Below are 18,942 nucleotides of genomic sequence, written 5' to 3'. Positions count from 1 at the left end.
GCTGGGGTTGACCACACCCCGGCAGGCCGTCGTATCGGTGCTGTCCGGGGCGGTGATCTTCGCCCTGGTCATCCTGGGGTTCGAGGCCGCCGGCCAGTTCCCGCCCGTGGTTCCCTGGTCCGTGCCCATCATGCTCGTCGGCCTCGCGCTGGCCGTGGCCATCTACAGCAGGGCTCTGCCCAAGCGGATCGAGGAGAAGCGCCTCGCGCCGCAGGAGGGCCTGGCCGCCCTCGCCGTCGGCAAATCGATGATCATGACCGGTGCGCTGTTCGCCGGTGGGCACATCGTCTACGTGATGCGCTATCTCTCCCAACTGGACGCGGCACTGCCGTCGGCCCGCGTGATCCAGGGCAGCGCCACCATCGTCGCGGCCCTTCTGCTGGCCGGCGCCGGCGCGCTGTTGGAACGGGCCTGCGTCATCCACGACGACGACGATGACGAGGACAAGCCCGACGGGGCCTCGCCATCGCCGGCCTGAGATAGCAGGCCGCCGGCAGACGCGCGGGAAAACACGGCAACATGCCCGTTTCAATACACGGGTGTTTGTTCGACCGTACCTACAATGGGCGCCATGGTTGGTCGTCGCGCAGCTCACAAGTCCTCAGAGCGCACTATTGCACTCACAATTCTCGCCGTCGGCACCGTTGTCTCGCTCGCCTCGATGGCGGGCAACGTCTGGCTCGTCCGCGCGGGGGTCGTCGTCGCTGTCCTCATGGCGGTCGCTGCCGTCTATGTGGTGTGGCGTCAGCTCAGCTTCGAGCGGGTGCTGCACTCAGAAGAACTCAAGCACGAGGTGGATCTGCGCTCGCAGCAGGCGGACCGGCACCACGCCGAATCTGTTGCGATGATCGAGCGGTACAACGCCCGGGCAGACAACCTCAAGGCCGTGATCGCGAAGCTGCGTGGCCAGTTGGGAGCCGCCAAGTCGGAACTCAGCTCCATGCGCGGCAACAGCGTCTGGCTGCGCGCGGAGGTGGCGGAGCGGCAGGCCCGCATCGTCGCCCTGGAGAAGCGCATCGCAGACCTCGAGGCGGAGCGCGCCGGGCGTGAGGCCGAGAACACCGCCAATATCGTCGAACTGCCCAGCCGCGCGCTGCACCCCAGCATCGACGACATCTGGGGCGAGGACGAGCACCCCACGATGGTGGACATCGCCAAGCTCAACCTCGACGTACTGCCGGACCTGCGCAGGCACGCCTGAGAGGCGCAGTACCGCCCTACTTGTCCAGATCCCCGATGGAGTAGCCCAATGAGGCTATGACGTCGGGGATCTGCGCTGTGATGGCGCCCTCGAGGGCCTTGCCCAGCGCGGACACGTTGGCGAACGACGGCGTGCGCAGCGCCACCCGCCAGGGAGTCTGCCCGCCCCGCGAGTTCATCAGGCACGAGGCGACCCCCCAGGGTGCCTCGATGTCGGTGCTGTGCTCTCCCTCCGGCACCCGGAGACGACGGGAGAGTTTGATGTTGACCTCACCAGGCGTCTGCGCCGCCAAGGAGAGGGCCACGCGGATCATGTCGACGGAGGTCCCCACCTCGTCGATCAGCACCCCGAGGCGGGCCTCGGCGTCTCCCGCGGTGCGGGTGTGGACTGGGCGGAAGACACTGCCGTAGGCGAGGTAGCCGTCGGCCCGCCGATCCGGGTCGAAACCGGCAGCCCGCGCCACCGGGCCGGTCAGCCCGAACCCCAGGCAGGCGGACTCGTCCAGGATTCCCAGGCCGGAGAACCTGCTGGTCCGGTCGAGGGTCCCGCGGAGGTCAGCCGACAGCCGGGCCACGTCGTCCAACAATTCGTCCAGCGTGGCGAGCCACCCGTCGGGGGCGTCCGCGGAGAGGCCTCCCACCCGGTTCAGCATGGGGTGGACCCGGTTGCCGGTCCAGGCCAGGAAGCGGGTGCGGATTTCCTCAATCACCCGCCACAGGCGCTCGTGTGGTTCCGTGCCGGGTGACAAATAGCTGAGAAAGGAAAGGTGGGAGTGAATGCGGGCCAATTCGGCGAGGAGGGTGCGCAGAATGATTGCCCGTGGTGGGGCGCTGAGGCGCATGGCATTCTCCAGCGTGAGAGTCAGCGACAATTCACCACTGAATGCTGAGAGCCAATCATGCCTGTCCCCGAGCATGATCATGGTCCGGTAATCCCGCACCTCGAAGAGCTTCTCCGCACCCCGGTGACCGTAACCGCTGGTCACATCCGCGGCGACAATGCGGCCGGCCTCAGTGTCGACGGCGATGGTGATCAGGCCGGCGCTCGTGGGGTGGCGTGGGCCTAGGCTGATGGGCCGGTGGTCAGGGAATGCAAGCCCGCCAACGCTGTATCTCGTGGAAATCATGCTGGCACCCTCTATTCATAGACCCGACCGAAGCGCTAATCTGCTAGTTATCCTAGCTTTCTAGGGATACATCCAATAAGGAGATTTCAATGGCCCGACTGGTCCGCGTGGTTCACATCGACGACTTCGACGGCGCCGAGGGGGCTAAGCCGGTGGAATTCTCCATCGGTGGTGACGCTTACACGATCGATCTCACGCCCGAGAATGAAGAGGCGCTGCGGGAACTGCTCGCCCCCTACATCGCCAAGGCGGACAAGGTCGGCCGCCGGCGTGCCTCCTCCGGTCGCGGTGGGGCCAAGAAGGTGACCAACTCCGACGTGCGCGCCTGGGCTCGCGCCAACGGGTACAAGGTCTCCGATCGTGGCCGGATCGCAGCCGACATCGTCGCTGCGTACGAAGCCGCCAACTGATCTCCCGGCGGTGTACCACCGCCGGGCACCCTGGTCCATCCGCGGGTCTGTTCGCCGCGGGAGAAGCGTAGGACCTTTGTTCCTCTCCAAGCGTTAGTAAGCTTGAGACTCAAGTTGCCTCCGTGCGCGTCGCGCGGCAACGGGAAGGGAAGAAGTTCTTATGTTCGAACGGTTCACGGACCGAGCCCGCCGCGTGATAGTGCTGGCGCAGGACGAGGCTAAGCTGCTCAACCACAACTTCATCGGCACGGAGCACATCCTGCTCGGCCTCATCCATGAGGGCGAGGGCGTGGCTGCGAAGGCTCTGGAATCGCTGGGCATCGCGCTCGAGGCCGTGCGTGACCAGGTCGAGGAGATCATCGGCCAGGGCCAGCAGGTGCCAACGGGGCACATCCCGTTCACGCCGCGCGCCAAGAAGGTGCTCGAGCTCTCGCTCCGCGAGGCTCTGCAGATGAACCACAACTACATCGGTACCGAGCACATCCTGCTCGGCCTCATCCGCGAAGGCGAAGGTGTGGCCGCCCAGGTGCTGATCAAGCTCGGTGCTGATCTCAGCCGCGTGCGCAACACCGTGCTGCAGCTGATCACCGGCTACCAGGGGCGCGAGTCCTCCATGTCCGGTGCACCAGAGACCGGGGCTGAGAAGTCCAGCTCGCAGGTGCTCGACCAGTTCGGCCGCAACCTCACACAGGCTGCGCGTGAGAACCAGCTCGACCCTGTGATCGGCCGCGTGCACGAGATCGAGCGCGTCATGACGGTGCTCAGCCGCCGCACCAAGAACAACCCGGTGCTGATCGGCGAGCCCGGCGTCGGCAAGACCGCCGTCGTGGAGGGCCTGGCCCAGGCGATCGTGCGTGGTGACGTGCCGGAGACGCTGCGCGACAAGCAGATCTACACGCTGGATCTCGGCGCGCTGGTCGCCGGCTCCCGCTACCGCGGTGACTTCGAGGAACGCCTGAAGAAGGTGCTCAAGGAAATCAAGACCCGCGGCGACATCATGCTGTTCATCGACGAGATCCACACGCTCGTCGGGGCGGGTGCAGCCGAGGGTGCCATCGACGCCGCGTCGATCCTGAAGCCCATGCTGGCCCGCGGTGAGCTGCAGACCATCGGTGCCACCACGCTCGACGAGTACCGCAAGCACATCGAGAAGGACGCCGCGCTGGAGCGCCGTTTCCAGCCCATCCAGGTGGCTGAGCCCTCCGTCGCGATGACCATCGACATCCTCAAGGGCCTGCGTGACCGCTACGAGGCCCACCACCGCATCACGATCACCGACGAGGCCCTCGCGGCCGCGGCCACCATGGCAGACCGCTACATCCAGGACCGGTTCCTGCCGGACAAGGCCATCGACCTGATCGACGAGGCCGGCGCCCGCCTGCGCATCCAGCGGATGACGGCGCCGCCGGACCTGCGTGAATTCGACGAGATGATCGCTGCCAACAAGATGGAGAAGGACTCCGCGATCGACGCGCAGGACTTCGAGAAGGCAGCACGCCTCCGAGACGAGGAGCAGAAGCTTCGCGCGCAGCGTGCGGAGAAGGAGGAGGCCTGGAAGCAGGGCGACTCCGACATCCCCGCCGTCGTCGGCGAGGAGGAGATCGCGGTCGTGCTCTCCGGCTCCACCGGCATCCCGGTGTTCAAGCTCACTGAGGAGGAGTCCCAGCGGCTGCTCCGCATGGAGGACGAGATCGGCAAGCGGATCATCGGCCAGAGCGACGCGGTGCATGCGCTGTCGCGCTCCATCCGACGCACCCGCGCAGGCCTGAAGGACCCGAAGCGCCCCAGCGGCTCGTTCATCTTCGCCGGCCCCTCGGGCGTCGGCAAGACGGAGCTGACCAAGGCGCTCACGGAGTTCCTGTTCGGCGACGAGGACGCGCTCATCACGCTCGACATGTCCGAGTACTCCGAGAAGCACACCGCCTCCCGGATGTTCGGCTCGCCCCCCGGCTATGTCGGCTACGAGGAGGGCGGCCAGCTCACGGAGAAGGTGCGCCGCAAGCCGTTCTCCGTGGTCCTGTTCGACGAGATCGAGAAGGCCCACCCGGACATCTTCAACTCGCTCCTGCAGATCCTCGATGAGGGTCGCCTCACGGACGCGCAGGGCAGGGTCGTGGACTTCAAGAACACGGTCATCGTGATGACGACGAACCTCGGTTCGCGCGACATCTCGAAGTCGGTCAATCTGGGTTTCTCCCGGGCCGACGACCATGGCTCGAGCTACGAGAAGATGAAGAACAAGGTGTCGGACGAGCTCAAGCAGCACTTCCGCCCCGAGTTCCTCAACCGCGTGGACGAGATCGTCGTGTTCCACCAGCTTCCGCAGGAGGACATCGAGCGGATCGTCGACCTGATGGTCGCCCAGATCGAGGGCCGCCTGAAGGACAAGGACATGGGCATCGAGCTCACGCCCGCGGCCAAGACGCTGATCGCCAAGCGGGGCTTCGACCCCGTGCTGGGCGCCCGTCCGCTTCGTCGCGCCCTGCAGCGCGACATGGAGGACATCCTCGCCGAGAAGATCCTCTTCGGTGACCTGACCGCCGGTCAGATCGTCCTGGTGGATGTCGCGGAAGAGGGAGCGGAGCTGCCGTTCACGTTCACCGGCGTCGTCAAGTCCGCCGTCGAGGCACTGGAACCGGCGAAGACCGCCGAGTAACCGTCCGTACAGCTGTCGCGGGGTGGGTCCGGAAGGGCCCACCCCGCGCTGCGTCCCGGCCCGCCTCAGGGTGGTGGGATGATGCCCACGCGCACGGCGGCGACGGCGGCCTCTGCCCGGCCGCGTACGCCGAGCTTGCGGTAGATGGCGCTGGTGTGGTGCATCACGGTCTTCGGGGAGAGGACCAGGCGCTCGGCGATCTCCTTGTTGCGGTGCCCGCTCACCAGCAGGCGCAGCACGTCCCGCTCCCGGGCGGTCAACTCGCCCGGCGGTGACGAGGTGGGTGCGGCAGCCGCGCCGGGGTTCGCGATCCGCAGCACGTAATCGACTGCCTCCGCGGCGGCGCTCTCCAGCGACAGGTACGTGCCCTCCTCCGCACACCGGCCGAACTCGGCCTCGCCCAGGGAAGCGCTGGCCATCGCCACCGCTTCGTAGTACTGGGTCTCCAGCACCGAGGGGAGCGCGCCGAGGATGAGCTCGTTCCACTGCAGCAGTGAGCCGTGCAACCGGGCCGCGACCCGGGGATGCCCCATGCGGGCGGCCAACCGCAGCGTCAACAGCACGTGGGGCACCAGGGCGTTGCCGTTGCGGTTGCGGGCCACCAGCCGGTAGCGCGCGATCAGCCAGGGCGCGGAGCTGAGGGGGTCTGCGGTGAAGAGCGCCTGGACCGCGAGGAGCACCAGGGTGAAGGATTCGAGGCGCCGGTCACCCAGGTCCCGGGCGAGCGACAGCGCCCGGCGCAGGGTAGGCAGGCCGCCGGGGGAATCAGGTCTGGTGGACGGCAGCCGCCCGAGCAGCAGGGCGCTGTAGATCATCGCCTTCTGGTCTCCGGCGTTTTCGGCCCGCTGCCAGGCGGACATCGCGATGTCGGTGGCACCCTTGTGGTCCCCCAGCACGTGGCGGATCGTGGCGACGCCGAACTCGAAGCGGGCCCGCCAGCCGTCCAGCCCGAGGCGCGTCGCGATCTCGAGACCGTCAGCGGCGGCCTTGCCGGCGCGGTCGTAGTCGCGCAGCACGCCCAGGGTCAGGACTTCGGCCAGGCGCGGGAACAGCAGGTACTCAGGACGCCCCAGGGCCTCCGCTATCGCCACCCCGGTGTTGAGGTTCTTCTGGATGCGTGGCACCCGCTGGACCGCGTCCGGGGTGAAGGACTCGATGAGGGCCAACCAGGTGAAACCGTCCAGTTTCACCTCCAAGGGGGTGTCTGCCCGGTTCAGGAGCCGGTACAGGACGTCGCCGATGATGTCCTCGTCGCCCCGGCGGTCCGCCTCCGGCAGGAGGTCGACGGCGAGCCTCGCGGCCATCGGGGGGTTGACCGCCTCCAGTTCGTGGACGGCGCCACGGGCGGCATCGTAGGTGGAGGCGAGCAGGGCGATGGCCGACAGGTCGTCGCCGCTCGAGCGGTGGAGTGCGGCCTGCCGGGCGATGGCCGCGTACCGCTCGGGACCGACTGCTGCGTCGTGCTCCGCCGGTGCCCGGGGCGGTGGCTGCTGTTCCACCGGGCCGAGCGAGAGGGACGCGAGCAACCCGCCGCTGAGGCGGTGCGGGGACACGGCCAGCACGGCCACGCCCTCGCGCTCCGCGGCCGCCGAGACCTGGGCCTCGCGTCCCGCCAGGTTCTCGGCGTGGTCTGCGACGAGGAGTTCCGGCTCCCACATGGAGGACCGCCCGGGAGCGGAGGTGCGGCGGGCCGGCAGCCTGCGCATCGCGGTGAGTACCCGCGCCAGCGCCTGGTCGGCGTCGAGCGTGGTCAGGTCGACGTGGGAGGGCTCCCGGTACTGGCCGGTCAGCCGCTGCAGCGCCTCCTCGACGACGGCGGAACGGTCACCTGCCGCGCCTCCGCTGACGCACACCACCCCTGGCGACAGCCGCGCGAGGACCGCGACCAGCCGATCTGCCATCTGTGGTGACATGGCCCCCGCACCTTCCGCGCCCATCAGGCGCCGTTCGGGGCAATCTTATCCCCGGTGTCCCAGGCGGGGCAGGGGGGAGGAAACTAATTTACGCGTGCCGCAGGGCCGGTTGCCGCGTCAACCAGGGCCCTGGCGGCGTCCACCACCGACGGAATCAGCTTCTCGGGTGGAAATCCACGATCAAGCTGCACGAACGCGGCCTGGAGGATGCCGCGGGTCAGGGCGACGTTGAGGCGCATCAGATCCGGGTCCGTCAACAGTGCGCGCCAGGCGCGGATCAGTGAGGCGCGCAGCACGTCGTGGGCCTGGTCCGCGATGGCGGAGGTCGCCCTGGAGGCTCCAGGTTGCTGGGCCATCTGCATGAGCCACCCGTGGCCGGTGCTGGCGGCCTCCTCGAGGTTGGCCCGCACCCAGGCGACAACCTGGTCCCCGGGGTCCGACACCTCGGCGACGGCGTCACCGACCGTCTTGGACCACAGGGGGAGGTAGCGGGCCACGACCATGCCACGGAGGTCGTCGATGCTGTCCACGTAGCGGTAGATACTGTTGCGCGCGATGCCCGCGTCCTGCGTCACCTTCCCAGCGGTGAGGGGCAGCCCGGCGCGGAGCAGCGCCTCGGCTGCGTCGAGGAGTTTGACCTCCACCTGCGCGCGGTGCTCTGCGACGGAGGCAGCGGCGATCTTCGGCATGGCGACATTGTGTCACGCCGGAACGATCGCGCCCCCGACGAGGGTCACCCGAACTGAGCGCGTGTCGAGTTTCGACGGCGAGGCCACCATCGCCGTCTGGCCGTCGGGCAGCAGCACCTTCACCTCGACGTCGTCGATGGTGAGCGTCTGGTCGACGACCTGCAGTTCGACACCGTGCGGATCCAGCTGGAGCGAGGCCGGGCCGATGCCCAGCAGCTCGCCCGTGGCCAGGCTGCCCGTCCAGCCCAGGCGGCGTGCCTCGGCCTCGACGACGAACGCGCGGTAGCCCAGGAAGGCGGCCACCTGCCTGTTGTGCGGCCGCTCCCGCAGGATCTCGGGGGAGGCCAGCTGGAGCAGCCGGCCCTCGTCGAGCACGGCCACGAAGTCCGCGATGGTGTACGCCTCCTGGTGGTCGTGGGTGACGTAGACGGCGGTGGTGTGGGTCTCGCGCAGGATCCTGGCGAGGTCGTCGGCCAGCCGGCGCCGCAGACCGGTGTCGAGCGCGGAGAGGGGCTCGTCGAGGAGGAGGGCCCGCGGCGACGGGGCCAGCGAGCGGGCCAGCGCCACCCGCTGGGCCTGGCCTCCGGACAGTTCGGTGGGCCTGCGGCTGCCGTAGCCTGCCAGGCCCACGAGTTCGAGCATCTCCTCCACGCGCTCGTGCTGCTCCGGCTTGGGGAGTTTGCCCAGACCGTAGGCGATGTTGCGGGCCACGTTCATCGTCGGGAACAGCTGACCGTCCTGGAACACGAGGCCGAAGTTGCGCTTGTGCACCTTCACGGGGGCGAGGTCCTCTCCGTCCCAGAGGATGGCCCCGGACGAGAGGGGTTGCAGGCCGGCGATGGCCCGCAGCAGCGTCGACTTGCCGGATCCGGACGCGCCCAACAGCGCCACGATCGTGCCCGGCTCCACCCGGAGCGAGACGTCGTCGACGGCGACGGTGCGGCCGTAGTGGACCGACACATCGCGCACTTCCAGACCGGTTACCACGCGGCCACCTCCTTCGGCCGCAGGCGTTCGGCGGCGGCCATCGTGATCCCTGCCAATCCTGCCAGCACCACGGAGGCGGCCAGCGCCACGCCGTAGTTCTCTGCGCCCGGGCGGCTGAACAGCCGGAAGATCAGCACCGGCAGCGTCGGGTTGTCCGGCCGGGCCAGGAAACTCGTGGCGCCGAACTCGCCCAGCGAGGTGGCGAAGGCGAACCCCACCGCCAGACCCACCGCCCGGCCGAGATGGGGCAGCTCGATACGGCGCACCACCTGCCAGGGCGTGGAGCCCAGCGTGGCCGCGGCCTCCAGTTGCCGGGGGTCGATAGCGCGCAGGGTGGGCAGCAGCGTGCGGACCACGAGCGGCAGGGCGACGACGGCCTGGGCCACGGGGATGAGCACGATGCTGGAGCGGAGGTCCAGCGGCGGCCGGTTCAGCGTGATGAGGTACCCGAAGCCCACGGTGACGGCGGACACGCCCAGTGGCAGCAGGAACAGTGACTCCAACACGGCCAGGGCCGATCTGCCCACGGCACGCCGGGGTCGCCGGGAGGCGACGAGCGCCACGAGCAGCCCGAGCGTCACGGCGATGGCCGTCGCTGCGAGGGCTGTGACCAGTGAGGTGCGGAGTGCTTCCCACACGCTGACTCCGGCGCCGCCCTCGGCGGCGAGTTGCAGGTAGTTGACGACGGTGAACCCACCGTCGCGGTGCAGTGAGCGCCACGCGAGGTTGGCGAGGGGGAGGCCGAGCAGCACCACGGCCACGGCCAGCGTCAGGCCGAGCGCCAGGCCGTCGCGGCGAAGGGAGAGGCCGCGCTCCGAGTCGACGTCGGGTTGCAGCCTCAGGGCGCGGGTCATGCGGGCCTGGGCGCGGCCGCTCAACCAGAGAGCGGCGGACACGATGATGAGTTGGGTGATCGACAGGGCGGCGGCGGACGGCAGGTCGAGGAGTTGGGTGGTGAGGAACCAGATCTCGGTCTCGATGGTGCGGTAGCGGGTCTGGCCCAGCACCATCACGATGCCGTAGCTGGAGGCGCTGAACAGGAACACCAGGGATGCGCCGGAGACGATCGCCGGCGTCAGCGCCGGCAGCGTCACGGTGCGCAGTGTGCGGAGGGGAGAGGCGCCCAGAGTGCCGGCGGCCTGGGCCAGGCGCGGGTCGAGGCGCGCCCAGAGGGTGCCCACCGTGCGCACGATCACGGAGTAGTTGAAGAACACCATCGCGGCGAGGATGGCGGCCGGGGTGCCGGCCAGGCCGAGCCAGCCGAGGAGCCCGTCGGGGCGCAGCAATGAGCCGAATGCGACGCCCACCACCACCGTGGGCAGCACGAAGGGGATGGTGATGAGGGCGCGCAAGGTGTCGCGGCCACGGAACCGGCAGCGGTAGAGGAGGTAGGCGCCCGGCAACCCGAGCACCAGACACAGCAGCGTTGAGGCGGTGGCCGAGCCGAGGGTGAACCAGATGGCCCCCCAGGTGCGGCGGGAGTCGAAGACTGAGCTGAAACCCTCGAGCGTCCATGAGGTGTCGTCGTGGAACCCCCGCAGCACGAGCGCGGCGGCGGGCCACGCGAAGAAGAGCGTCAGGAAGGCGGCCGGGACGAGCGCCGTCAGCGCCCATCCCAGCCGCCAACCCAGGGTCGATCTCACCCCATGGCCTCGGTCCAGTCACGGATCCACTGGTCACGGTTCGCGTCGATCTCTTCGGGGGAGACCTCCACCGGCGACGGCGCCAGCGGCGCGAAGCGGGCCCACTCCTCGGGCAGTTCGGTGTCGGTCACCGCGGGGTACATGTACATCTCGGTGGGGAACACGCTCTGCACATCGGGGCTGAGCAGGAAGTCGACGAAGGCGCGGGCGCCTTCCTCGTTCTGGGCGCCCGCGAGGACGCCGGCGTACTCGACCTGGCGGAAGCACGTGTCCAGCAGCGCCTCGGTGGTGGATTCGTCCCCGTCCACGGTGTACGCGGGGGAGGTGGCGTAGCTCAGCACCAGCGGGCGGGGCCCTGCGCCGTCGGCACCCGAGAAGTCCGTGTAGTAGGCCTCGGTCCAACCCGAGGCGACCTTCAGGCCGTTGTCCGCCAGGGCGGACCAGTAGTCGAGCCAGCCGTCGCCCTTCTCGCCGATGGTGGCGAGCAGGAAGGCCAGGCCCGGCGAGGAGGACGCCGGGTGGGTCACGACCAGGAGGTCCTTGTATTCAGGCTTCAGGAGGTCGTCGAGGGTGGCCGGGATCGCCACGTCGTGCTCGGCGAACCAGCGCTTGTCGGCGTTGATGCACACGTCGCCGAAGTCGATGGGCGTGAGGCCCTCGGTGGCCATGGCCTCGGCCTCCTCGGGAAGGGCCTCAGACTCGTAACCGGAGAGGACACCCTCCTCCGCGGCGCGCGAGGCGTAGGTGTTGTCGATGCCGAACACCACGTCGCCGAGCGGCGAATCCTTGGTGAGGATGAGCTGGTTGACGAGGGTGCCGCTGTCGCCGGGCTGGACGTAGGTCACGTCCAGACCCGATTCCTCGGCGAACCTGGCCTTGAGGTCGTCCGGCAGGCTGAACGAATCGTGGGTCACCACAGTCAGGGTCGACGACGAGGTGACCGCCTCGGACGTCTCGCCCGCAGGGCTGTCCGTGCCCCCCGGCGTGGCCGCGCCGCCGCAGGCCGCCAGCGCCAACACGGCGGTGCCCGCGATGGCCGAGTGTGCGAAGAACTTCATGTCCGCTCCTTCAAGAGGAGGGCTCGGCGGATGCCGAGGAGAATTCCCAACTCCCTACGCCGGTGCTAACCGGATCAGGTTTGAGGGTCTGCGGCCTCCCGCACTCTCAGCGCCCCGGTGGCGCTCCCCTGTGTTCGGCGTCCACCATAGCGCAGTCCGGGAAGCGCTCCGCAGGGGGTTCGGGGCTGACGGGCGTCTGTCAGGAACCGCTGGATTCCGTGATCCGCAGCAGAGCGTCGCGGATCTGGCGCGCACGGCGCGGGCCGATCCCGTCGATCTCCATCAACTGCGACACGGAGGCCCCGAACATCTCCTGCAGCGTGTACCTGCCCACCAGCTTCGACACCATCGGCGCCGGCAACCGGCCCACCCGGGAGAGGAGTCGCACGCCGCGCGTCTCCAGGCTCTGTTCCAGGTTGGCGTTCGCCCCGAACCCCAGCCGCTCCGCCACCAGGCCGCCGCTGAAGAGTTCCTCGGGGGAGAAGTTGTGCAGCGCCAGCAGGTCGAATTCCGAGGGGTCCGCCAGGTTGTGCGCGTAGTCCTCCGTCAGCAGATCCGCGACCCCCTCGAAGTGGCTGGCCAGTTCCGTGTGCTGCAGCGCGACCAGCCTCCCCTCGACCCCGAGGATGTCCACATGGAACCGCATCTCGGTGGACAACCTGCGGGTGAGTTCCAGGCGGTGCGCGACGTGCGTGAGGTCGCGCAGGGTGACCTGCTCGCCGATCTCGAGCAGCGTGAACTGCTCCATCTGGTCCGTGAGCCGCGTGACCACGCGCGAGAGGGTGGCCAGCGTCTGGTTGGCCCGGCTGATCACCTGCGGCACGGTCTCGACGGGATGGCGCCGGCCGCCCAGGAACAGCGAGACGGTGCTCATCGAGGCCGACACGGTGACCACCGGCACGCCGGCCGACTGGGCGGTGCGGTCCGCCGACCGGTGCCTGGTGCCCGTCTCCGCCGTGGGCAGGTCGCCCTCCGGCACGAGGTGCACGCCGGCGGCCACGATGCGGCTGAGGTCGTTGGTGAGGATGATCGCCCCGTCGAGTTTCGCGAGTTCGCGGAGGTTCTGTTCGGTGCAGTCGACGCCCAGCTGGAAGCCTCCCGAGCAGACCTGCTGGACCTTCGTGTTGTTGCCCAGCACGATGAGGGCACCCGTGCGGCCGAGCAGGATGCGATCCAGGCCACCGCGCAGCTGGGTGCCCGGCGCGAGCAACCGCAGATAGCGGCGGATGGCGGACCTTGGCACCTGGACTCCTTACGTCGGGGTCAGTCTACGGGGGCGTCGTCGTACAGCTTGCGGCGCCTGTCACGACGCTTGACGCGACGGACCGGGGGCCGGTCCTCGAAGAGGATGCCGACCACCATGACCAGGCCGCCGATGGCGGCGATGAGGAAGAAGATCGCGCCCAGCGCCGGGTACCCCAGGAGGCGGGGCCCGACGTCGGCGACCATCAGCAGGGCGGCCGCCACCGTGATCGCGGCCAGGATCAGCGCGACCGACACCCGGTTGGCCACCTGGTGCAGCACCATGTGGAGCCGGTCCTCGTCGACGGCGTTGATGTTGACGCTCAACTCGCCCTCGGCGAGGGAGTCGAGGATGCGGTTCGCGCGGCGGGGGAGCCGCTCGATGAACTCCTTGCCCTCCAGCCCGCTCAGCAGCGTCTGGCTGGCGCTCGGGCTGAAACCGGCGCGGAGGATGGTGGAGACGTTGGCGCGGATGGCCTCGATGGGCGTGAAGCCGGGATCCAGGTGCTGCGTGGCCTGATCCAGGTTCAGCAGCGCCTTGCCCACCATCGTCATCTCCGCGGGAGGACGGAGTCCGTGTTCCCCGGAGAGCCGGGCCAGTTCCATCAGCACGGTGCCCGCCTGGAGATCCGGGCCCATGGCGAGCGTGGTGGACACGAGGTGGGTGACGGAGTCACGGAAGGCCGCCGCATCGTAGTCCTCCAGCGGGTGGCCCATCCCGGCCAGCACCATGGCCGCGGCCTCGCCGTCGGCGTCGCCGATGGCCACGAGCAGCTTCACCAGCGACGTCCGGACCCGCGCGGGCAGACGCACCACCATGCCCACGTCGAGGATGGCGATGCGGTGGTCCGGGGTGAGGAACAGGTTGCCGGGGTGGGGATCCGCGTGGAGGATGCCGTCCACCAGCATGGCCTTCAGCATGAAGTGGAACAGCGAACCCGCCAGCGCCGGGCCGTCGACGTCGAGCAGTTCGATCCTGCCGACGTCGGTGATCTTCTTCCCGGGCATCAACTCGAGCGTGAGCACCTCGTCGGTGGAGTAGTCGTCGATGGGGGTGGGCACCACGAGGTCGCGTTCGTCCTCGGCGAGGTCCGCGAACAGGCGCAGGTTCGCCGCCTCCTTGCGGTAGTCCAGCTCGTCGGCCATGGAGCGCCGGAACTGGGCCAGCATCCGCGCGGCACCGAGGCGGGGGCCGACGGGTGTGTTGTGGTCCACGAAATCTGCCAGGCCTGCGAGGGAATCCAGGTCGTTGCGCACCCGGTCGCGCACGCCGGGGCGCAACACCTTCACGACGACGTCGCGGCCGGACTTCGTCACCCCCCGGTGCACCTGCGCGAGGGAGGCGGCGGCGATCGGCACGTCGTCGAACTCCGAGAACATCGCGTTCACGGACGCGCCGCCCAGCGACTCTTCGATGCGCGCGCGAATCTGTTCGACGGGCACCACTTCGACGTCGTCCTGCAACCGGCTGAGCTCGTCGGTGTAGACGGCGGGCAGCAGGTCACGCCGCGTGGACAGGAGTTGCCCGAACTTGATGAAGGTGGGGCCCATCTCCTCGAGCGACCGCGTGAAGTTGCGCGCGTCCTCAGCCGTCTTGTTGCTGTCCGGCGAGTCACCAGGGATCTCGGAGCTCTGCGTGCTGAAGGCGCCCATGTGGCGCACCAGCAGCGTGCCCAACCTGGTGATCATGGCCATGTCCGGCATCGTTGCTCCCTGTCCCTGGTTCTGCCCACAGCGTAGTCGACCCCGGTTTCGCCGGTTGACCTTCACGCGACGTGAGGCTTTACGTTCTGAGGCATGACACGAAATGCCCAGACCCTGATCAATCAGCTCGATTCCCCCGTCGGCACCGACCGTCGCATGGCCGCGCTGGCTCTCGGGTCCATCAAGGACCCGGCCGTCGTCCCGGCGCTGCTGGCGCACCTGAAGACGGAGACCGACGGACGCGTGCGGGAGGACCTCACGTGGGCCGTCGTGCAGCACGCCGACGAGGCGAACGACGAGATCCTCGCCATGCTGCAGAGCGACTCCGAGCACGTCCGTTTCACCGGCGCCCACGTGGTGAGCAAGGTGGGCAACCCGGAGCACTTCGAGCACGTCCGTGCGCTGGTGGCGGACCCGCACAAGGACGTCGCACTCAAGGCGTACCGGGCCGCTGCCAACACGGGCGGCCATCTGGCCGCCGGTGACCTGGCCGCGCGTCTGGGTGACGGCGACGACTGGCAGCGCGACGCGCTGAGTGACGCCTTCCGCAAGCTGGGCGAGGGTGGTGTGACCGCACTGGTGGCACGGCTGACCGACGAGTCGACGGCCGTGCGTGAGCACGCCGCCGAGGCGCTCGGCTACGTCGGCGGACCCGAGGCGGACAGCGCCGCTGAAGCCCTGGAGAAGGCCACGGCCGACGAGGACGCCGACGTGCGGCTCGCCGCCGTCTCCGCGCTCGGTCAACTGGGCTACGCCTCTGACGAAGCACTGGCCCGCGTGGCTGAGGGCGACGACCGCTCGCTCGCGGCCGTCGCGCGTCGCTTCCTCGAGGAGCGGGTGCACAACCCCTCCTGAGCTCCAGTGGCGGCCGGGGCCCGTCGGTCAATCCGACAGGCCCCGGTCAGCCGCCGAGATGCTTGGGCTGGACGGGTGTGAACGGCACCGCGCCGAGGTCGTCGGTGCCGTCCTCGTCGATGTCATCGTCAAGGTTGTCGTCGTCCGCATCCAGGACGGTGCCGGTGTCGGAATCGATCGCCGGATCGTCTTCGAGTTCGTCGGCGATCTCCTCGTCCGAGCGGCGGGGGTCCTCCGCTCCCGTGTCCGGGTCCTGCGCCTTCACGCCGGGGAGGGGAGTGATGTCCTCTGGGAGCTGGCCGCTGCCGTGGTACTGGTCGCTGTTCATTGCCGTCCTCCTGTTTCGGGTGATCGACGCTACCAGCCGGGGCGCTCAATCGGCGGTCAGCGGCGACGCGACGTGGGGCGGCGGGCTAGGACGACCCGAGCAACCGCCGCGCCACCAACCGGGTGCGATCGTCTGTCGACGAGGCCTCCTCCCGGATGGCGGCGGCCGCCTCGGGTTCGGGTCGTTCGCCCAGCGCCAGCAGGGCGGCCAGGCGCACCTCGGGGTCCGCGTCGTGCAGCGCGGCGATGAGCACCGGCACGTCGGCCGGGTCCGAGTGACCCGCGAGGGCCTCGATGGCGTGCAAGCGCGCGACGGCCGAAGCGTCGACGGCTGCGTCCCTGAGCAACCATCCAGCTTCGGGGATGCGCCCGAGGCTCCGGGTCACCTCCTCACGCACCGCGCCGCGCTCATCGGAGAGCAACGGCACCAGCAGCTTCGCTGCGGCCTCGCCGCCGACCTGTCCCAGCCCGAAGGCAGCCCTGGCGGCGACCTCCTCGGAGTCGTCGTGCGCGAGCTCTCCCAGCGTGGCGATCCCCACCGGGTCGCGGAGTTTGCCCAGGACGTGGGCCAGTGACCGGCGGGCCTGCTCGTCACCGTCTCCGAGCGACGCGATGGCGTTCATCACGACGGCGCCGCGGTGCACCAGCGCCCAGGTGGCCGCCTCCCTGACGCCCGGCTCCGGATCTGAGCGGAGCCTCTCCACGAGGTCTTCGACGGCGGCCGCCCCCTGCTCGGTGAGCGCGGCCCGGAACCGCACATTGGGGTCCTCGTGCTGGAGTTGTTCGCCCAGCGACAGCACGTCGAGCACGTCGTCCCACCCGGTCTGCGCGGCTGCCCGCAGCCGCTGGAGCCGGGCCAGCCGTTCCTGCTCCTCGCCGATGCGCGCCTCGACGGCCACGATGTGCCGGCCGATCAGTTCAGCCGCGTCCGTTCCCGGGTCGTCCAGCACCTGCCGCACCTCGTCCAGGCTGAGGCCCAGCGACTTGAGGTGCTGAACGGCCAGCAGCCGTTCCATGTCTTCCGGCGAGTAGAGCCGGTAATCAGAGTAGGAACGGCCGCTGGGCACCAGCAGGCCGAGCTCGTCGTAGTGCCGCAACGTGCGGTGCGTCAGGCCGGTGAGGCGTGACACCTCGCCGATGCGGAGCCACTCAGTCACGGCCGGCCAGCTCGGTCAGAGCCCCGAGGATGATGTGGAGGTGGGTGTCGATGCTGTCCGCTGCCGTCCTGGCCGCCGCGTCGCCGCGGCCGTACGGGTCCGGCACGTCATCAGCGGTGTCCGAGGTGCGGTGCCTCCAGAGGTGCTCCGTGACTCCGCTGAGGGTGGCGGACTCCGGCAGGGTGGCGAGTTCCCGGGCGATGTGCCCGATGACGAACACCTTGCGGCCCAGCGCCGGCCAACTGTCGAGAATGTAGCGACGGTGGTCTGCGGCCATCGCGATCACCAGGTCTGCCTCTTCGAGCATGGCCCGGGTCAGTTGCTGGGCGCGGTGGGTGGAGGAGTCGCCGTCCACGATACGTGCCGCCATGGGCGGGTCGATCTCATGCCCGACGAGGGCCTGGATCCCTGCCGAGAGGAAGCGGAGACCCGGCACCCTGCGCGCCCGGGCGACGACATCTGCATAGGCCGAGCGGCAGATGTTGGCCGTGCAGACGAACATGACCGTGTAGGGCCTGCCCGGCATCCTTGCCGCTGCTGTAGCGGCCTCCCCGGTGGCCTGCAGCGGTGCGGGCTTGGCCCCGTGCACCTTGTCGATGAGGCCCAGCCACGCGTTGTCCGGTGTGAAGCCGGTGGCCTTGATCTTGTCGAGCCGCAGCAGGGCGGGGGATGGGGCATCGGCAACAGCCGAACTGTGCACCAGAGCCGGATCTGCGCCGACGATCTGGAACACCCGCTGCGCCGCCTGCGCCCAGCTCACCGACCGGCCGTCACCGGTCAGGTTGTAGACGCCGGGAGCGGCCCCCGTCCGGACGAGGTGGATGATTCCCGCCGCGAGGTTGTCCGTGAAGGTCAACCGGCCGAAATGATCTCCCAGCACGGTGACCGACTGGTGGTGCCGGGCCCGGGCGGTCATGTCGCGGAGGAACCCCTCAGCCGAGTCCATCACCCACCCGGTCCGGATGATCAGGTGCCTGGGGACTGTCGCGGCGATCAGTTCGCCAGCCGCGAGCACCTGCCCGTGCGGATGGCTGAGATCGAGCGCGTCGGTTTCGCCGTGCTCTGGACCCGGGCCCTGGAAAGCCCCGTCTGCCGAGAGGTGCACGTAGCGCAACCGGTGCGTGCGGGCGATCTCCGCGAGCCGGTGTGCCCGGCCGGCGGCGGACGACCACGTCTCTTCGCGCTCGAACTGGCCCGGGAGACCGGTGGGCAGTCTGCCGGCTGCTCCGATGATGGTGTCGAACGCCCAGAGGTCGACGGGGGCCGCTCCAGCATCGAAGGCGGAGGAGGGCAGGCCCACGGCCTGGGGGACTTGGCGGGCCAGGGCCCTGCCCAACGAGGTGTCGGTGCCGACGACCAGCGTGCGTCGTGGGGGCATCGGCGGGGCGTCCCGCAGCAGCGGCAGCGACGCGTCGCGCTGGGCGACGATAGCCCGGTCCCGTGAGATCGGCCACGGGATGTTCAGCGCCGGGTCGAAGAGGTTCACGGTGGCGGACTGCTTGCGCGCGTCTGGGGTCCAGTGGTGTTCCAGCAGGTAGGAAAACGTGGTGCCGTCCTCCAGGACCTGGTGGGCGTTGGCCACACCGCGCGGCACGAACACGGCCACCGAGGTGTCCAGGTCACAGTAGAAGGTGCGGCCGAAGGACTCGCCGGGCCGGAGATCCACCCAGGCGCCCATGGCGCGTCCGCTGGTGAGCGTGATGAGCCTGTCCCATGGCTCGGCGTGGAAGCCGCGCGTGACGCCGCGGTCCACGGTGTGCGTGACGTTCTGCTGCACCGGACCGAAATCCGGCAACCCGGCCGCGCCGAAGGACGCCCGGTGCCAGTTCTCCTTGAACCACCCGTCGTCGTTGTACTGCACGTTCAGGTGCAGTACCAACAGCCCCGGGATGGAGGTGGTGGTCTTCACGTGTTGCTGCCCTCCGTCTGCTGTCTGCGCCCTCGTATCGTAAGCCGCGCCGCGCGGTGGCGGCG

General features: G+C 69.3%; 16 protein-coding genes and 1 riboswitch. Of the genes, 5 read left to right on the top strand and 11 right to left on the bottom strand.

Annotation, left to right across the window (positions count from 1 at the left end; genetic code table 11):
* Window positions 1–7 precede the first annotated feature (7 nt).
* Both ACZK4S_RS02450 and ACZK4S_RS02445 read left to right on the top strand, forming a co-directional pair.
* A complete protein-coding gene (locus ACZK4S_RS02450) occupies window positions 8–478 on the top strand; it encodes a DUF3180 family protein (protein ID WP_463643247.1) in 471 nt (156 codons plus the stop codon).
* Window positions 479–571: 93 nt separating this feature from the next.
* Complete coding sequence (locus ACZK4S_RS02445; protein ID WP_463643246.1) at window positions 572–1,201, top strand: hypothetical protein; 630 nt, start codon at window positions 572–574, stop codon at window positions 1,199–1,201.
* A gap of 16 nt (window positions 1,202–1,217) precedes the next feature.
* On the opposite strand, the gene ACZK4S_RS02440 is transcribed toward ACZK4S_RS02445, so the two are convergent.
* Window positions 1,218–2,327, bottom strand: a complete 1,110-nt coding sequence (locus ACZK4S_RS02440; RefSeq protein WP_463643245.1) for an NADH-quinone oxidoreductase subunit D-related protein — start codon at window positions 2,325–2,327, stop codon at window positions 1,218–1,220.
* Between the two features lie 89 nt (window positions 2,328–2,416).
* Between ACZK4S_RS02440 and ACZK4S_RS02435 the strand changes: the two genes are divergently transcribed.
* The gene (locus ACZK4S_RS02435) at window positions 2,417–2,737 is read left to right on the top strand and encodes a histone-like nucleoid-structuring protein Lsr2 (protein ID WP_463643244.1); all 321 of its coding nucleotides are present in this window, start codon (window positions 2,417–2,419) and stop codon (window positions 2,735–2,737) included.
* Window positions 2,738–2,897: 160 nt separating this feature from the next.
* Entirely contained in the window at window positions 2,898–5,393 is a 2,496-nt protein-coding gene (locus ACZK4S_RS02430; RefSeq protein WP_076061860.1) for an ATP-dependent Clp protease ATP-binding subunit, read from the top strand.
* A 65-nt stretch (window positions 5,394–5,458) separates the two neighbouring features.
* Here the strand turns inward: ACZK4S_RS02430 and ACZK4S_RS02425 are convergent, their stop codons facing one another.
* The 7 genes from ACZK4S_RS02425 to ACZK4S_RS02395 all read right to left on the bottom strand — a co-directional run bounded on the left by ACZK4S_RS02425 (window position 5,459) and on the right by ACZK4S_RS02395 (window position 14,620).
* On the bottom strand, window positions 5,459–7,306 hold the full coding sequence (locus ACZK4S_RS02425; RefSeq protein ID WP_463643243.1) for a helix-turn-helix transcriptional regulator: 1,848 nt from the start codon (window positions 7,304–7,306) through the stop codon (window positions 5,459–5,461).
* An 83-nt stretch (window positions 7,307–7,389) separates the two neighbouring features.
* Window positions 7,390–7,995: a TetR/AcrR family transcriptional regulator gene (locus ACZK4S_RS02420; RefSeq protein ID WP_463643242.1), complete on the bottom strand. Its 606-nt coding sequence runs from the start codon at window positions 7,993–7,995 to the stop codon at window positions 7,390–7,392.
* Between the two features lie 12 nt (window positions 7,996–8,007).
* Window positions 8,008–8,982: an ABC transporter ATP-binding protein gene (locus tag ACZK4S_RS02415; protein WP_463643241.1), complete on the bottom strand. Its 975-nt coding sequence runs from the start codon at window positions 8,980–8,982 to the stop codon at window positions 8,008–8,010.
* Window positions 8,976–10,625 carry an ABC transporter permease gene (locus tag ACZK4S_RS02410; RefSeq protein WP_463643240.1) on the bottom strand — a complete coding sequence of 550 codons (1,650 nt, stop codon included), beginning with the start codon at window positions 10,623–10,625 and terminating at the stop codon, window positions 8,976–8,978. The genes ACZK4S_RS02415 and ACZK4S_RS02410 overlap by 7 nt, the downstream gene beginning before the upstream one ends.
* Entirely contained in the window at window positions 10,622–11,683 is a 1,062-nt protein-coding gene (locus ACZK4S_RS02405; RefSeq protein ID WP_463643239.1) for a thiamine ABC transporter substrate-binding protein, read from the bottom strand. The genes ACZK4S_RS02410 and ACZK4S_RS02405 overlap by 4 nt, the downstream gene beginning before the upstream one ends.
* Before the next feature lie 34 nt (window positions 11,684–11,717).
* Window positions 11,718–11,823: riboswitch (TPP riboswitch) on the bottom strand.
* Window positions 11,824–11,882: 59 nt separating this feature from the next.
* The gene (gene disA / locus ACZK4S_RS02400; RefSeq protein WP_076061870.1) at window positions 11,883–12,926 is read right to left on the bottom strand and encodes a DNA integrity scanning diadenylate cyclase DisA; all 1,044 of its coding nucleotides are present in this window, start codon (window positions 12,924–12,926) and stop codon (window positions 11,883–11,885) included.
* Between the two features lie 20 nt (window positions 12,927–12,946).
* Complete coding sequence (locus ACZK4S_RS02395) at window positions 12,947–14,620, bottom strand: ABC1 kinase family protein (protein WP_463643238.1); 1,674 nt, start codon at window positions 14,618–14,620, stop codon at window positions 12,947–12,949.
* 102 nt (window positions 14,621–14,722) lie between these two features.
* Between ACZK4S_RS02395 and ACZK4S_RS02390 the strand changes: the two genes are divergently transcribed.
* Complete coding sequence (locus ACZK4S_RS02390) at window positions 14,723–15,484, top strand: HEAT repeat domain-containing protein (protein WP_463643237.1); 762 nt, start codon at window positions 14,723–14,725, stop codon at window positions 15,482–15,484.
* A gap of 46 nt (window positions 15,485–15,530) precedes the next feature.
* Here the strand turns inward: ACZK4S_RS02390 and ACZK4S_RS02385 are convergent, their stop codons facing one another.
* The 3 genes from ACZK4S_RS02385 to ACZK4S_RS02375 form a co-directional block, all read right to left on the bottom strand.
* Window positions 15,531–15,812 carry a hypothetical protein gene (locus tag ACZK4S_RS02385; protein WP_459396155.1) on the bottom strand — a complete coding sequence of 94 codons (282 nt, stop codon included), beginning with the start codon at window positions 15,810–15,812 and terminating at the stop codon, window positions 15,531–15,533.
* Between the two features lie 85 nt (window positions 15,813–15,897).
* Window positions 15,898–16,968, bottom strand: a complete 1,071-nt coding sequence (locus tag ACZK4S_RS02380) for a HEAT repeat domain-containing protein (RefSeq protein WP_459396154.1) — start codon at window positions 16,966–16,968, stop codon at window positions 15,898–15,900.
* Window positions 16,961–18,877: a dTDP-4-dehydrorhamnose 3,5-epimerase family protein gene (locus ACZK4S_RS02375; RefSeq protein WP_463643236.1), complete on the bottom strand. Its 1,917-nt coding sequence runs from the start codon at window positions 18,875–18,877 to the stop codon at window positions 16,961–16,963. Before ACZK4S_RS02375 ends, ACZK4S_RS02380 begins: the two co-directional genes overlap by 8 nt.
* Window positions 18,878–18,942: the final 65 nt, after the last annotated feature.

This window comes from Tessaracoccus zhenghani (assembly GCF_055326325.1).
This window is presented reverse-complemented; position numbering and strand designations above follow the sequence as displayed.

Excerpts from the sequence above, each read along its gene's own strand:
- ACZK4S_RS02445 (WP_463643246.1), top strand. The coding sequence starts at position 572 with ATGGTTGGTCGTCGCGCAGCTCACAAGTCCTCAGAGCGCACTATTGCA.
- ACZK4S_RS02440 (WP_463643245.1), bottom strand. The coding sequence starts at position 2,327 with ATGATTTCCACGAGATACAGCGTTGGCGGGCTTGCATTCCCTGACCAC.
- ACZK4S_RS02435 (WP_463643244.1), top strand. The coding sequence starts at position 2,417 with ATGGCCCGACTGGTCCGCGTGGTTCACATCGACGACTTCGACGGCGCC.
- ACZK4S_RS02430 (WP_076061860.1), top strand. The coding sequence starts at position 2,898 with ATGTTCGAACGGTTCACGGACCGAGCCCGCCGCGTGATAGTGCTGGCG.
- ACZK4S_RS02425 (WP_463643243.1), bottom strand. The coding sequence starts at position 7,306 with ATGTCACCACAGATGGCAGATCGGCTGGTCGCGGTCCTCGCGCGGCTG.
- ACZK4S_RS02420 (WP_463643242.1), bottom strand. The coding sequence starts at position 7,995 with ATGCCGAAGATCGCCGCTGCCTCCGTCGCAGAGCACCGCGCGCAGGTG.
- ACZK4S_RS02405 (WP_463643239.1), bottom strand. The coding sequence starts at position 11,683 with ATGAAGTTCTTCGCACACTCGGCCATCGCGGGCACCGCCGTGTTGGCG.
- ACZK4S_RS02395 (WP_463643238.1), bottom strand. The coding sequence starts at position 14,620 with ATGGCCATGATCACCAGGTTGGGCACGCTGCTGGTGCGCCACATGGGC.
- ACZK4S_RS02390 (WP_463643237.1), top strand. The coding sequence starts at position 14,723 with ATGACACGAAATGCCCAGACCCTGATCAATCAGCTCGATTCCCCCGTC.
- ACZK4S_RS02385 (WP_459396155.1), bottom strand. The coding sequence starts at position 15,812 with ATGAACAGCGACCAGTACCACGGCAGCGGCCAGCTCCCAGAGGACATC.